The 13,660-nt window shown below is 72.2% G+C and carries 13 protein-coding genes; 7 read left to right on the top strand and 6 right to left on the bottom strand.

What is annotated here, in order from left to right:
- The first annotated feature begins 95 nt into the window (after positions 1-95).
- The 4 genes from DY218_RS18240 to DY218_RS18255 all read left to right on the top strand — a co-directional run bounded on the left by DY218_RS18240 (position 96) and on the right by DY218_RS18255 (position 4,048).
- Complete coding sequence (locus DY218_RS18240; RefSeq protein ID WP_128557125.1) at positions 96-1,025, top strand: LysR family transcriptional regulator; 930 nt, start codon at positions 96-98, stop codon at positions 1,023-1,025.
- Between the two features lie 82 nt (positions 1,026-1,107).
- A complete protein-coding gene (locus DY218_RS18245; RefSeq protein ID WP_128557126.1) occupies positions 1,108-2,394 on the top strand; it encodes a threonine synthase in 1,287 nt (428 codons plus the stop codon).
- A 130-nt stretch (positions 2,395-2,524) separates the two neighbouring features.
- On the top strand, positions 2,525-3,031 hold the full coding sequence (locus DY218_RS18250; protein ID WP_128557127.1) for a DUF3574 domain-containing protein: 507 nt from the start codon (positions 2,525-2,527) through the stop codon (positions 3,029-3,031).
- A gap of 72 nt (positions 3,032-3,103) precedes the next feature.
- Positions 3,104-4,048, top strand: coding sequence for a TIGR03564 family F420-dependent LLM class oxidoreductase (locus DY218_RS18255; protein WP_128557128.1), 945 nt, complete (start codon positions 3,104-3,106; stop codon positions 4,046-4,048).
- Between the two features lie 376 nt (positions 4,049-4,424).
- Here DY218_RS18255 and DY218_RS18260 read toward each other — a convergent pair whose 3' ends face one another.
- Positions 4,425-4,940, bottom strand: coding sequence for a lytic polysaccharide monooxygenase auxiliary activity family 9 protein (locus DY218_RS18260; RefSeq protein WP_128557129.1), 516 nt, complete (start codon positions 4,938-4,940; stop codon positions 4,425-4,427).
- A gap of 395 nt (positions 4,941-5,335) precedes the next feature.
- A complete protein-coding gene (locus tag DY218_RS18265) occupies positions 5,336-6,004 on the bottom strand; it encodes a helix-turn-helix domain-containing protein (protein ID WP_233521684.1) in 669 nt (222 codons plus the stop codon).
- 310 nt (positions 6,005-6,314) lie between these two features.
- Between DY218_RS18265 and DY218_RS18270 the strand changes: the two genes are divergently transcribed.
- Positions 6,315-7,043 (top strand): MmyB family transcriptional regulator, encoded by a 729-nt coding sequence (locus DY218_RS18270; RefSeq protein WP_128557131.1) that lies wholly within the window; start codon positions 6,315-6,317, stop codon positions 7,041-7,043.
- A gap of 55 nt (positions 7,044-7,098) precedes the next feature.
- Here the strand turns inward: DY218_RS18270 and DY218_RS18275 are convergent, their stop codons facing one another.
- Positions 7,099-8,583, bottom strand: coding sequence for a membrane-associated oxidoreductase (locus DY218_RS18275; protein ID WP_128557132.1), 1,485 nt, complete (start codon positions 8,581-8,583; stop codon positions 7,099-7,101).
- A 210-nt stretch (positions 8,584-8,793) separates the two neighbouring features.
- Between DY218_RS18275 and DY218_RS18280 the strand changes: the two genes are divergently transcribed.
- Positions 8,794-9,648 carry a S1 family peptidase gene (locus DY218_RS18280; protein WP_128557133.1) on the top strand — a complete coding sequence of 285 codons (855 nt, stop codon included), beginning with the start codon at positions 8,794-8,796 and terminating at the stop codon, positions 9,646-9,648.
- A gap of 108 nt (positions 9,649-9,756) precedes the next feature.
- Here the strand turns inward: DY218_RS18280 and DY218_RS18285 are convergent, their stop codons facing one another.
- The gene (locus DY218_RS18285) at positions 9,757-10,680 is read right to left on the bottom strand and encodes an NADP-dependent oxidoreductase (protein ID WP_128557134.1); all 924 of its coding nucleotides are present in this window, start codon (positions 10,678-10,680) and stop codon (positions 9,757-9,759) included.
- Positions 10,681-10,856: 176 nt separating this feature from the next.
- Here DY218_RS18285 and DY218_RS18290 point away from each other — a divergent pair, with 176 nt between their 5' ends.
- On the top strand, positions 10,857-11,264 hold the full coding sequence (locus DY218_RS18290) for a RidA family protein (protein ID WP_128557135.1): 408 nt from the start codon (positions 10,857-10,859) through the stop codon (positions 11,262-11,264).
- Here the strand turns inward: DY218_RS18290 and DY218_RS35635 are convergent.
- Positions 11,230-12,213 (bottom strand): pentapeptide repeat-containing protein, encoded by a 984-nt coding sequence (locus DY218_RS35635; protein WP_407703651.1) that lies wholly within the window; start codon positions 12,211-12,213, stop codon positions 11,230-11,232. The genes DY218_RS18290 and DY218_RS35635 overlap by 35 nt on opposite strands.
- A gap of 104 nt (positions 12,214-12,317) precedes the next feature.
- Entirely contained in the window at positions 12,318-13,547 is a 1,230-nt protein-coding gene (locus DY218_RS18300) for a nitrate/nitrite transporter (RefSeq protein WP_407703652.1), read from the bottom strand.
- Between the last annotated feature and the right edge of the window lie 113 nt (positions 13,548-13,660).

Genomic DNA, 13,660 nt, shown 5'->3' on the forward strand with positions numbered 1-13,660 from the left:
AGACATGCGCCGATCTCAGCATCGCGCCGAGCTTCGATCAAACAACCCGGCATCGCACCGGAAACAACCAATGGTTGTGGACGTAGGTTTGGCACATGGATGTCGAGGCACTGCGGACCTTCGTGGCCGTCGCCGAGGCCGGTCAGTTCCAGGCCGCGGCCGACGAGTTTGGGGTCAGCCAGCAGGCGGTCTCCAAGCGGATCGCGGCCCTGGAGCGGCATATCGAGGTCAAGCTGCTTGTGCGCACCTCCCGGGGCTCCCGGCTGAGCCTGGACGGGCAGGTCTTCCTGACGCACGCCAAGAAGATCCTGGCGGCCGTCGCGCAGGCCGAGCAGGCCGTGCGCCCCGGCAGCCGTCCCTTGCGCGTCGATGTCCTCAATCGGCGCATCTCCCCTGCTCAGGCCGTCTACCGGTTCTACCGCTCCCACCCCGAGATGGACCTCGACGCGGTCACGCTGAGCACGGAGAACGCCGCCCAGGCCGCCCGAGCGGTGCTCGACGGGACCGTCGACGCGTCCTTCCGTGCCCTGCCGGCAGATCAGATCCCGGCCGGCATCAGCGCCGAACGGGTCCTGGACGCACCCCTGGAGCTCCTGGTCGGCCCCGACCACCCGCTGGCCGACGCGCCCCGGGTCAGTCCCGCGCAGCTGACCGGCCACCGCATCTGGATCCCCGGGATCAGGCCGGGCACGGAGTGGGCGGCCTTCTATCGGGCGCTGTCCGAGGCCTTCGGCCTGAGCATCGACGCGCTCGGCCCCAACTTCGGTGACGAGGCCCTGATGGACGCGCTGGCCGACTCGGCATCGCTGGCCACCCTCGTCGGCACCGGGGACCGGTACCTGTGGACACAGGCCCACGACCTACGGCGCATCCCACTGCACGACCCGACTCCGGTCTATCCGCACGTACTGCTGTTTCGCAGCGGAGACCAGCACCCCGTACTGACCGCGCTCCGCGACCATCTGCGCGTCTCGGGACCACCGACCCCGCACGATGTGTGGGAGCCGGACCGGGCAGGCTGCTGACCAGACACCCGAATCGGCAGAGAAGCCCCCTCGGCGTGCGACTGTCAACAGCCTGCGTCGGTTTGGATCTAGGCTCACGGTCATGACTTCTGCACTCCCGCGCCCGGACGTCTCACTGGCTACGGTTCAGCGGTCGCTGGGTGATTCCTCGGTCGAGTATCCCCTGTGGCCGCCGCTCACCCGGGGGTGTCCGCGGACCAGTACGGACGCGATGTCGTATCCGGTGGAGGTCGACTACGACTACGCGCGCGTGGGGGACGATTTTCTGGGCCGGGGCTTGAACGGGCAGCCGCGAGGGGACAGTTCGGGCGGCGCGGCGGGTTCGCGGCGTGCGCCCTCGGGGCACGATCGCTGGGCGGCGCTGCTGCCGCCGCTGCTCACGCCGGGGCTCGGCGAAGGCGGCACGCCCCTGGTCGAGCTGGCGGACGGGGTGTTCGTCAAGGACGAGTCCCGCAACCCGACCTGGAGCCACAAGGACCGCCTCAACCGGGTCACCACATCGGCGGCGAAGGGCGTGGGCGCCCCGGGCATCGTGGTCGCCTCCTCCGGCAACCACGGCGCCTCCGCGGCCGCCTATGCGGCACGGGCCGGACTGCGCTGTGTGGTCCTCACGTCCCCGGCGGTACCGCCCGCGATGGCCTCTCTGCTCGGCGCGTACGGGGCCGTCGTGCTGCCCGTGCCGGTCGATGCGCGCTGGCCGCTGGCCGACCGGATCGCCGACACCTTCGGCTTCCACACGGCCAGCAATCTGACGCCGTTCCACACCGGCCACGCCTGGGGCCCGGAAGGCTACAAGACCCTCGCCTACGAGATCGCCGCCGAACTCGGCACACCGGGCTCGGTATTCGCGCCGACCGGCTACGGCGAGCTGCTCTTCGGGGTGTGGAAGGGCTTCGCCGAGCTGCACCGCCTCGGCCTCGTCGACCGGGTGCCGCGGATGTTCAGCTGCGAGCCCGCGGCCGGCGGGCCGCTCGCCGCGGCGGTGCGCAGCGGGACAGCCGCGGCACGTGTGGAGCTCGGCCCGACGGACGCCTACGCGATCGGCTGTCCGGTCGGCGGCCACCGGGGTGTGCTCGCGGTGGCCCGCAGCGAGGGGCGCGCCCTGCTCGTCGACGACCCGGCGATGCGGGCGGCTCAGCGTGAACTCGCCGATGCGGGCCTGTGGTTCGAGCTGTCGTCCGCGGCCGGACTCGCGGGGTTCCGCGGGCCGGCCGACGAGGCCGCGGTACGGGCCGAGGGACCGGTGGTGTGCATCGCCACGTCCAGCGGTTTCAAGGACCTGGGTGTGGGCGGGCAACGGCCTGCGCCGGTGGACCCCGCGTGGGAATCGGTGGAACGGCTCCTGCGCGAGGCCGGCATCGGCGCCTGAACACCGTCCGGCCCCGTACCCTCCCGGCCCCGTGTCCTGCCGGCCCCGTACCCTCCGTGTCCTGCCGACTCCGTGACCTCGGCCGTCGGGCGCCGTTGTCCGGCCGACAGCCACCGAAAGGATCTCCCCCATGCACGCCACCCCGACCACCCGGTCGACCCGCACCCGAAGCGCCCGTACCCGGGCCGGCGTACTCGTCGCGGGCCTCGCCGTGCTCGCCTGCACCGCCCCCACGGCCCATGCCTCGTACGAGACGACCCGTCCCGCCGCCCGCGCGGTGCACGAGACGGCCCGCCCCGCGGACGGGACGGCGTACCGCGAGACGCGGCTGCTCTTCGGCACCGAGCGGCCCGACGGCGGACCGGACGTCACCGAGCGGCAGTTCACCCGCTTCGTCGACCGCGAGGTGACCCCGTACTTCCCCGAGGGCCTCACCGTCCAGGAGGGCCGTGGCCAGTGGCGCGACGCGAACGGGCGCATCGAGCGGGAGCGTTCCTACGAACTCACCCTGCTGTACCCGCGCGCCGAGGCACCCGAGCGCGACGCCAGGATCGAGCAGGTGCGCAAGCGGTACATGCAGCAGTTCGGCCAGGAGTCCGTGGCGCGCGTCGACGAGCGGGTGGTCGCGGACTTCTGAACCGGCCCTGATGACACAAAGGCTTAACACTCCACCGGAAATGCCCTGCGCATCACGGCCGTTGGACCCGTCATGACAGTCGGAGTGGTCCTCATGTCGGGCGGTCAGGCCGCAACGATCGACGAGACGGTGCTGCGCGCCGAAGAGGCGGCGGCGAGCGGCCTGACGTCGGGGTGGTTCGCCCAGACGCTCGGGTACGACTCGGCGTCACTGGCGGCGATCGTGGGGCGGGAGGTACCCGGGCTGCAGGTGGGTTCGTCGGCGATCCCGATCTTCGGCCGGCACCCGCTGATCGTCTCCAGTCAGGCACAGACCGCGCAGGCGGCGACGGGCGGTCGCTACCACCTGGGGCTCGCACTCGGCGCCAAGACCGTGGTGGAGTCCGCGTTCGGGATTGCGCACGAGCGGCCGATCCGGTTGCTGCGGGAGTTCCTCACCGCCCTGAGGGGCCTGCTGACCACCGGAAGCGCCGACCACCACGGCGAGTTGCTCACGGCGACCACTCCGCTGCCGGCCGGTGTGCCGGGCGGCGCGGAGCCTCCGGTGCCGCTCCTGGTGGCCGCGATGGGTCCGCAGGCACTGCGGGTGACCGGTGAACTGGCCGACGGGACCCTGCCGTTCCTGGCCGGCCCGAAGGCGCTCGAGGAGCATGTCGTGCCGGTCCTGACCAAGGCGGCCGAGGCGGCGGGCCGTCCCGCTCCCCGTGTGGTCGCCCTGGTGCCGGGGGTCGTGACCTCCGACCCCGACGCGGTGCGCGAGCGGGCCGCCATCGATCTCGCCTTCTACGACACGATCCCGTCGTACCAGCGGGTGATCGCCCTCTCCGGCGCTGAACGGGCCGCGCAGCTCGCGGCGATCGGCGACGAGCGGACGCTGGCGGACACGGTGCGCCGCTATCGCGACGCGGGGGCGACGGAGGTGGTCGTGACGGCGACGGACCTGGGCGGCGAGGCGGACCGCAGGCGGACCTGGCAGCTGCTAGGCGGACTGGCCGCCGGCGGCAACCCGTCGTCGTAGCAGGGCATTTCGGACCGCGGAGCCCTCCGACAGGGGATCACGGAGGTGGCTCCGCTCGGCGCGCACCGGGGGTCGGGCGCGCCGACGCCCCGGGGCAGGACTCTCTCGGGCCCTGCCCCGGGGCGGTCTCGCCGTCCGGTGGTCCGGGACTGTTTCCCGACCGGTGGTGAGGNGGCGGTCTCGCCGTCCGGTGGTCCGGGACTGTTTCCCGACCGGTGGTGAGGACCTGTGGCGGGCGCGACAGCGTGTGCCCGGCACAGGTCCGGTCCAGGCCCGGATCCGGTCCGGTCGGCTCGTCAGCGGGCCGACGAGGCCGTACGACCGGTCGTCATGGGTTCGGCTCCGACCGGCGGACGGCCACTCGACCGTCGTTCACTCAGCCGATGTTCACGTCGATGCAGGCGTAGAACGCGTTGGCGGTGTCGGCGATGTTCCAGACCGCGAGCACGGTCTGCTCACCGCTGATGCCACCGAAGTCGACCTGGTGGTTGACGGTTTCGCCCGGCTGGGCTCCACCGTCGTCGAACTCGGCGATCTTGTTGTCGCCGACGTAGTACTCCCAGGTGCTGGTGGCGTGCCGAGCGGTCAGCGTCCAGGTGAACTGCTGCGACTGCCCGACGTTGGTGTGGACCCAGCCCTTGCTGTCGTCGTTCAGCTCCTCGAAGCGGCCGACTCCGCCGTTGCAGGACTTGAGCCCCTTGGGGCCCTCGACACTGTGCGGTTCGTATTTGATGTCACCGCACTCGACCGTGCCGGCCGCACACTGCGCCTGCCGGCTCGGCGGTGCGTTCACGTACCCGTGGGCACTTGCCGGTGACGCGGTCATGCTGAGCGTGATCAGAGGGGCGATGGCCGCGCCGAGGGCGACGGCGAGCTTACGGCTCTTGTGCATGCCAACTCCTTCACGGCGTGGGCGCCGGACGAGTGGGGGGGGAACGGCGCCCCGCCTGGTGGGGGTGCGAACGCGAAGGGGACACCTCGGGCAGCCGGACGCCTCGACCCCTGCCGTACCCGGGTGCCGGGCAGGCGTCAACGCGACGTCCGGAGCACGAAGTTCACGTTCTTTCTTGGTCTAGACCTTAGCGCGTGACGGGCCACGGTCAAGCGGTTCTCGGCCAACTCCTTGATCTCGCAACGTTCTTCGGAGGCACGCGGCGGCACGGCCGCATCGCCCTCCGGGACGGTGGTGCGATAGGACGATTCTCGGCCGACTTACGCGCCTGGCCGTGCGCTCGCGCGTGCGGCCTCGCGGGTCAGAAGTCGCCGCGGGCCAGGAGTCGCCGCGCGTCAGGAGTCGTCGCGCCGGACGTTCTCGAGCAGCAGGTCCAGCCACTCGGTGACCTTGTCCCGGTGCTTGTCCGAGGGGAGTTGGGCGGCCCGCCAGGCGATCCCGCGCACGCCGTGGTCCTGCAGCAGCCGCTGCAGCGGATCACCCTGCAGCTCACCGGCGGACGACGGCGCCTCCGCCTCGGCGCCGGTCAGGCGCTGCAACAGCTCCTGCTCGGTGCGGCGCAGACAGTCCGCCAGCGCCTCGGGATCCTCGGCGGTCAGAAACCCCGCATGCACCTCGAAGAACCGCTGGATGGCGGCGCAGTGCTCCATCGTCGGCCGCCGGTCGCCGTGGATCAGCGCCCCCGCCTGCTGCCTCGACATACCGGCGCCGTCGGCGATCTCCTGCTGGGTGTACGGACGGCCGTTGGGCTTCAGACGGGTCCTGCGCAGCAGCTCGAAGCGCTGCAGGAATCGGGCCTGCAGATCGCTCTCACCGGCCGGGCGGCCGTCGAGCAGCGCACGGACCGTATGCGCAGGCACTCCGGACTCGGCGGACAGCCGCTCCGGGTCGAGGATCTCGTCGCGGCTCATGCCGAGCCGTTCGGCGAGCTCCACCACACGTGCGACCACGGACGCCTGCGCCCCGGCGGCCGACGGGCCCACAGCCGAGAAGCCTTCTGGCACCGCTCGTCTCCTCAATCTGCCGGTATGGCTGGTCTGCTGCTGTGTCCGCCCGGGCCGACGACCCGGCGCGATCCACCCGGGCCGATGCGTCGAAAACAGGACTCGGACGGCTCGGCGGAACTGCCGGGAGGCTAACCCGTCCTCGGGTCGACAGCCAGAGCCTGCCACAGCTGTGGCGCGATCCACTCGCTCAACGGCAGCAAATGCCACGATTGTTGACACGCCCTCGTCCCGGACGCCAGGATCGCTCCGCAGCGCATCCCATGCGCGCAGCCGCGCATCCCGCGCGCACCGGAAGGAGGCCCGCCCGATGGGGAACGACATGTCGGCGAGCCGTTCGTCCGGCGCCGTCCGGGCCGTCCGGGATCCGGAACGCCACGCGCACGACCCCCGCACCAGGGCGTACCTGCGGGACTACACCAGCGTGCTCGACTCCGTGCCGTTCCCTTCGCTGCTCGTCGACCACCGCTGGGACGTGGCCGTCACCAACTCCGCGTACGACCTCCTCTTCGACGGCTTCCGGCCGCATCCGACCGCGATGCCGCGGCACAACTTCCTGCGTCTGGTGCTCTTCCACCCGGACGCCGGGCGGGTGCTGCGCGAGCGCGAGACGAGCTGGTGCCTGCCGATGCTGGCCCAGTTCGCGGCGGCCCTCGACGTGCACCGGCAGGATCCGGTGCTGAAGGAGATCCGGCACGAGATCGGTCAGGACCCGATCATGAACGCGGCCTTCCAGCAGGGACTTCCGCACTGGGTACGGGCCGTGGGCCCGGGCGCCGTGGACCACGACGGGGCCGTACGTCCCGTGCAGCACCCGGATCCCCGGTGGGGCCGCACCACGTGCCGTGTGGTGAGCGAGACACCCAGCACGCTGCGCGCGGCGGGCCTGACCCGGCTCACCCTCGCCCTGCACCCGCACGGCGGCACGCCCGCCCCCGAGCCCGAGCCGGCCCCGGAGTCGGCGGCTCCGGCTCCCGAGCACCGCGGCGCACCGCGCCTGCGCGTCGTACGGGACACGGACACATCGGACCGCGGGTGACGGTCTGGTCGCCGACCGGACGAAGGCCCTGAACTCCCGCCGGAACCAAGGGCGTTCACTGCCGGCTGACGGCCCGGGTGACGCCGGCCGCGATCGTGGTGGCGAGCACCCAGCCCGCCGCGATCAGCCCATAGCTCAGCCACTGCAGGACGCCCGCGGGCGCATATGCCCGCTCCTGTCCGAAGTCGATGATCGGCAGGAGCAGGTCGAGCGCGTAGAAGGGCGCGTTGAACTCGGGTGCCTCGCCCGTCTTGTACGGCTCCGGCGGATGCAGTCCGTACGCGAGTGAGCCGGCGAGCAGCAGCGAGAGCAGCCAGGCCGCGGCGCGGGTGGGCCGGAACCCGTAGCCGACGGTGGCGTCCTGGAGGTGGCCCCAGAGCCTGCCGTACCAGGGCAGGGTGCCGCGATGGCGCCGCTGCTTGGCGAGTTGCACGACACGGGCGCCCGCGTCGTCGCCGATGCTGCGGTAGGCCGCGGTGAGTTGCTCGTAGGCGTACGGCACATAGCCGTCCGTGTCGCGTTCCAGGACCGGCAGGCGGCGGTCGGCGGGCTCGTGCGGGTCGAGCGAGTGGTAGGACAGACCGTCAAGGCGGACCTGGTCGGGCCAGGTCTCCGGGGCGATGTGCAGGAGATCCAGCTGGGCGCGGCGCAGGGTCAACGAGCCCTGGATCCGCTCGGCTTCGCGCAGCCAGAGTTCGCCCACGGTGATGCTGCCGGCGCGCAGGGCGACGCCGCCCGGGTTGGCGAGCCGGGCGTGGGCCAGGTTCAACTGGCCGGGGATCTGGACGCCGCGCAGATTGACGCGGCCGAGTGCCGTCAGGCGCATCGCGTGCAGGTCGGCGCCGGTGGTGAGTGTCGTGGCTTCCAGGGCGGTGCCGCCGCGGTGGTCGAGCACCGCGTCGTTCAGTCGCAGCGTGCCGGTGACGGCGCCGCCGGTCAGCCGGGTCTCGCCCTGCACCCGCAGGCCGTCGGCGACCAGATCGCGTTCGACGGCGATCTGGTTGAGCTGGAGTGCCGAACCGAGGTCGGGCTCGTCGCCGGAGGGCGGCGGCACGGGGCCGATCCGCGCCCGCTTCAGGAAGAGCGCGCCGCCTATCCGGGCGCCGGCGAGGCGGACCTGACCTCGTATGCGCGCGTCGGAGAGCACCAGATCACCCTCGGTGCGGAGGGTCCCGGCGTGCAGCGCGGGCAGCACGCACTGCCCCAGGTACCACCTGCGGACCTGGGCGCCGAACAGGAGCGGCGGACGGTCGAAGTGGCAGGCGAGAAAGCTGACGGTGCAGTCGATCGTGGCACCCTGCAGCTCGAGCGGCCCGACGATCCTGGCGCCGGCGATCCGCAGGGCAGCCACCTCGCCGTCGAGGCGGCGCCCGTCCAAGAGCAGGGAACGCAACAGCCGGGCCCGGACCGTGCGTTCGGGTCCCCAGTCGGCACCCAGGGCCGGATCGTCGCCGGGGCCGGTGCGGAAGTCGAGCCGGTCCCCGCGCGGGAATGCCTCCAGGACGCGGCGTTCCGCGGGTGTCGGATCGGTGATCTCCATCGACGGGACTGTGTCCCGCGGGTTCGTGGCATGTCAACCCGCTCTCGGCGGCGGGCAGTTGAGCGTTCGCGGCCGCGCCCGGCAGCCCCGCTCGGTGTCCGTTAACCGTGCACTGTTGTCCGAAGCCCCCGCCACCCCCACAATGCGCATGACAACAGCCGGGGTTCAGCCCGAACTCCGGTCCCCCCACGGACACTTCGAGGCCACCACATGAAGAAACCGATTCTCGGTTCCTTGCTGACCCTGCTGCTCGTCGGAGCCACCGCCGCTCCGGCTGCCGCGGCCGCAGCCCCCGCGCCCGCCGACGACCGCCCCGCCGTGCAGGCCGTCGACTTCGCCGGCACCGTCGCCCTGAGCAACTGCTCCGGTTCGGTCGTCCGGATGCCCGACTCGGAGCCCACGGACCCGGCTCTGGTGATGTCCAACGGCCACTGTCTGGAGAGCGGCTTCCCCGGCGCGGGCGAGGTCGTCCTCGACCAGCCGTCGAGCCGTACCTTCGAACTCCTCGACGCCGCGGGCGACGAGGTGACCACCCTGCAGGCGAGCAAGGTCGCCTACGCCACGATGACCGACACGGACGTCTCGCTGTACGAACTCACCTCCAGCTACGAGGAGATCGCGAGCGAGCACGGCATCGAGGCCCTCGAACTCTCGGCGGACCGCCCCTCCGAGGGCACCGCGATCAGCGTCGTGTCCGGCTACTGGAAGCGCGTCTACAGCTGCGACATCGACGGCTTCGCGTACGAACTGCGCGAGGGCGACTGGACGTTCAAGGACTCCGTGCGCTACACCGCCGCCTGCGACACCATCGGCGGCACCTCCGGCTCACCGGTGGTCGACGACGCCACCGGCAAGGTGGTCGCCGTGAACAACACCGGCCACGAGGGCGGCACGGACTGCGAGATCAACAACCCGTGCGAGGTGGACGAGAACGGCGACGTGACCTCGCACCCGGGCATCAGCTACGCCCAGCAGACCCACACGATCGTGCCCTGCGTGGGCACCGGCAACAAGATCGACCTCTCGGCACCGGGCTGTGAACTGCCCAAGCCCGGCGAGGAGTAGGAGCAGCAGCAGGGGTGGAGCAGCAGGCCCCGCCGGCCCCGGGCCCGTCCGGCGCGACTGCGCGGGACGGAACCCGGGGCCGTGGCCTCGGCCCCGGCGGGCGGGCCGTCACACCGTCAGGACGATCTTCCCGCGGGTGCGCCCCGTCTGGCTGAGCCGCCAGGCCTCCGCCGCCTCGGCCAGCGGGAACGCCCGCTCGACATGCACCGAGAGCTGTCCGTCGTCGGCAAGCCCGGCGAGGAACTCCAGATCGGCGGCGTCCGGACGCACCCACACATAGTGACCGCCCTTCTCGCCCGCTGCCGGGTCGGCGATCGAGACCACCCGGTCGGGATTGCGCAGCAGGCTCTGCGAGACGTCGATGACATCGCCGCCCACGAAGTCGAGCGCGATGTCGACGCCCTCCGGGGCCAGTGCGCGCACCCGCTCGGCCAGCCCTTCGCCGTACGTCACGGGCTCCGCGCCGATCGAGCGCAGATAGTCGTGGTTCCGCTCGCCGGCGGTGCCGATCACCCGGTCCACGCCGAGTGCGCGGGCGATCTGTACGCCGAACGAGCCGACGCCGCCCGCCGCCGCGTGCACGAGGACGGTGTCGCCGGGGCCCGCACCGACCCGTCGCAGCGACTGCAGGGCCGTCAGTCCGGCGAGCGGGGTGCCGGCCGCCTGCTGCCAGTCGAACGCGGCCGGTTTACGGGCCAGGGTGCGCACCGGCGCGGAGACCAGCTCGGCGTAGGTGCCGCGCTGCACCCAGTCCTTGCGGGCATAGCCGAAGACCTCGTCGCCGACGGAGAACTCGCCCGCGTCCAGGCCGGTGCGCTCCACCACTCCCGCCACGTCCCAGCCCGGGACGATCGGGAAGGCCGTCTCCATGATCGGGTCGAGATATCCGGCGGCCACCTTCCAGTCCACCGGGTTGACCCCGGCGGCCCTGACCCGGACGAGCACCTCGCCGGGTCCGACCTTGGGGTCGGGCAGCTCGGCGAGCCGCAGGTCGTCGGGGGATCCGTAGCTGTCGATCGCCATCGCCTTCATGCGTTGCCCAACTCCTGTACGTAGCGGTTCATTCCCCCGCCTCGGATCGTTCCCCCTGCTGCTGCGCCGGGCCCGGAAAACGGGATGCCGTCGACCGCTTCCCATGATCCGCTGGACCGCACCGCGGCACCTCCCGGAGCACGGGCGGTGCCGCCCGTCGACGCGGAAAGGCAGTCATGATCAAGCGGGTTCTCGCGCCCTCGCTCTTCGCCCCGCCCACCTATTCGCACGCGTCCGTCGTCGAGGCCGGCACCCGGCTCGCCTTCCTGGCCGGTTCGGTCCCGCTGGACGCGGCAGGCGTGCTGGTCGGAGCGGGCGATCCGGTCGAGCAGGCCCGGCAGGTGATCGCCAATCTCGAGGAGCAGCTGGCAGCCGTCGGCTCCGACCTCGCCCAGGTCGCGTACACGGATGTGTACGTGGTGAGCCCCGACTCCGCGGTCCTCGCCTCGGTCTGGGACGTGGTGCGCGATTCCGGGCTCAGCACCGGACCGCACGCCTCCACGCTGCTCGGGGTTGCCTCGCTGGGCTATCCGGGGCAGCTGGTCGAGATCACCGCCGTCGCGGCCGTGCCCGACGGGGCCTGACGCGCTTCGGGCCGGGTCCGGGCCGCCCGGCCCGGTCCGTCCGCTGCCGTCCCGGCGTGTCCGCCTCCGCGGCCCAGTGGCCCGGGCGGGACAGGTCCGGTGGCAGACGGGTGGCCGCGTCGCCGCGGGCCGCGTTCAGCTGCGGCTGGGTGAGGAAGACGGAATCGGTGAGATCGGCGCCGGAGAGGTCGGCGTCCCTGAGGTCAGCGCCGATCAGATCACTCCGGCGCAGGTCGGCGCCCTTGAGGTCGGCTGCGACGAGACAGGCTCCGCGCAGGCTCGCGCCCCGCAGGTCCGCGCCGGACAGGCGGGCGCCGAACAGGTCGGCGCCGCGGTGGTTCCTGGTCCGGCCGGGGACCTGAGCGCGCACCAGGTCCCCGACCCGTACCAGGAGGGTGTTGACCTCGCCGCGCAGGGCTCCCACATCGGTGCCGAGCACGGTGCGGGCGTCGCTCCCGACGAGCCGCTCGAGGCGGGTGCGCTCGCCGTGCAGTCCGGCGTGCACGGGCTCGGCCTCCGGCCGGCCGAGGCCCTCGGTGACGTACCGGAGCAGCTCGTGCAGCTGCCGCATCACGGGGAAGACGTCGAACATCTCGGCCGCGGACTCCGGTGCGCTGCGCCAGTCCACACCGCCGAAGGTGACCTGCGAGACCTGCTGGCCGGCGCCGAAGCAGTCGTAGACGGTGCAGCCGCTGTAGCCCTCGTCGCGCAGCCGCCGGTGGATGCCGCAGCGGAAGTCCGGCTGCAGGTTGTGGCAGGGCGTGCCGGCCCGCTTGTCGCGGGCGAAGTCGGCGGAGGCCGCGAAGGGCAGGGCCACGCAGCACAGTCCGAAGCAGCTGGAGCAGTCGGCCTGCAGCTCGGGCGCGCGGGCGGTGTCCGCGGGACGCGGGTCGGGGACGCCGACGGGCCGTTCACCGTCGGGCGCCGTGTCGCGCTGCTCGTTCGCCAACGTGCCTGGTCTCTCTGCCGTCAGGGGGCGCCGCACCGCTCGGGCCGCCGGCGCCGTCTTCGACCGGCCATTGTCCACGACTGCGCGCGCCGGCGCGGTCCCCCTCAGGCCGCACGCCGGATCCCCCGCATCCGGCCGTACGCGTAGACGCATCCGGCGAGCGCGAGGTCGGAGAGCAGCATGAAGCCGATGGAGTACGAGTCCTTGGCGCTGTAGATCGCACCCATGACCAGCGGCGGTACGAAACCTCCGAGGCCGCCGACCGCGCCGACGATGCCGGTGACACTGCCGACCTGCGGCTGCGGGGTGACCTGCGAGACCAGCGCGAAGACGCTGCCGCTCGCGGTGCCGAGGCCCGCCGCCATGATCAGGAAGCAGATGGTCCCGACCGGGCTGAGGGACGGGTCGAAGGCCTGCACGATGGCGAGGAGCGCCACGGTGCCGAGTGCCCAGGCCGTGACGGTCGCCGGGTGGACACGGTCCGCGAGCCAGCCGCCGATGGGCCGGAACACCACGGTGACCAGGGCGAATCCGGCCGCCCTGGTGCCCGCGTCGGTCGGCGAGAGCTCGTACCAGGTCTTCAGATACGTCGGCAGATAGACACCGAAGGCGACGATGCCGCCGAAGCCGATCGCGTACAGGGCGGAGAGTTCCCAGGTGACGCGGAGCCGGCCGGCCGAGCCGAGGCGGCTGCCGAGGGACGCGGTCGGCACGGGCCGGTCCGGCCGGTCCGTGATCAGCGCGGCCGCCAGTACGGCGAAGGCGGCGAGCGCGATCGCCACCACGATGAACGGCAGGTTCTCGCCGTTCTCGGCGATCCGCGGGGTGAAGTAGCCGGAGAGCGCGACACCGCCCATGCCCATACCGAAGATGCCGAGGGCGAGGCCCCGACTTGCCGGCGGGAACCAGGAGTTGACCAGCGGAATGCCGATCGCGAACGTCGTACCGCCGAGCCCGAGCAGAAAGCCCACGGCGAGCATCGCGCCGTAGGAGTCCTTGGCGGGGATCAGAAGCAGCACCGGCACGATGGTGAACGCCGACACCACGGGGAACATCAGCTTCGCCCCGAAGCGGTCGGTGAGCGCTCCGACCGGGATGCGGCCCAGCGACCCGACGATCACCGGCACGGCGACGAGCAGCGACTGCTGGAACGAACTGAGGCCGAGGCGGTCCTTGTAGTCACCGCCGAGCGGAGCGATCAGATTCCAGGCCCAGAACGTCAGGCAGAAGCCGACGGTGGCCACGACGAGGTTGCGGTAGGCGGCAGCGGAGGGGCGGTCCGCCGGCGGGCTCGGGGCGCTGCTCTGGGGCACGCCGCTCTTCGTCTCATCCACCTCTGCACGCTAAGCAGGCGCGACGGGGCGCCACCTGTTCTGCTGCGCCGTACGGCTTGCACCGGATCCCGCGGCGGCGGCCGGAGCGGTCCCGGGCGGGGCTGAGCGATGGT

It is taken from the genome of Streptomyces triticagri (genome assembly GCF_003429565.1).
In the GTDB taxonomy this organism is placed as follows: domain Bacteria; phylum Actinomycetota; class Actinomycetes; order Streptomycetales; family Streptomycetaceae; genus Streptomyces; species Streptomyces triticagri.

Bases quoted from the DNA above. Each gene is read 5' to 3' on its own strand.
- DY218_RS18280 (WP_128557133.1), top strand. From the start codon at position 8,794: ATGAAGAAACCGATTCTCGGTTCCTTGCTGACCCTGCTGCTCGTCGGA.
- DY218_RS18270 (WP_128557131.1), top strand. From the start codon at position 6,315: ATGGGGAACGACATGTCGGCGAGCCGTTCGTCCGGCGCCGTCCGGGCC.
- DY218_RS18260 (WP_128557129.1), bottom strand. From the start codon at position 4,940: ATGCACAAGAGCCGTAAGCTCGCCGTCGCCCTCGGCGCGGCCATCGCC.
- DY218_RS18245 (WP_128557126.1), top strand. From the start codon at position 1,108: ATGACTTCTGCACTCCCGCGCCCGGACGTCTCACTGGCTACGGTTCAG.
- DY218_RS18275 (WP_128557132.1), bottom strand. From the start codon at position 8,583: ATGGAGATCACCGATCCGACACCCGCGGAACGCCGCGTCCTGGAGGCA.
- DY218_RS18290 (WP_128557135.1), top strand. From the start codon at position 10,857: ATGATCAAGCGGGTTCTCGCGCCCTCGCTCTTCGCCCCGCCCACCTAT.
- DY218_RS18285 (WP_128557134.1), bottom strand. From the start codon at position 10,680: ATGAAGGCGATGGCGATCGACAGCTACGGATCCCCCGACGACCTGCGG.
- DY218_RS18250 (WP_128557127.1), top strand. From the start codon at position 2,525: ATGCACGCCACCCCGACCACCCGGTCGACCCGCACCCGAAGCGCCCGT.
- DY218_RS18240 (WP_128557125.1), top strand. From the start codon at position 96: ATGGATGTCGAGGCACTGCGGACCTTCGTGGCCGTCGCCGAGGCCGGT.
- DY218_RS18255 (WP_128557128.1), top strand. From the start codon at position 3,104: ATGACAGTCGGAGTGGTCCTCATGTCGGGCGGTCAGGCCGCAACGATC.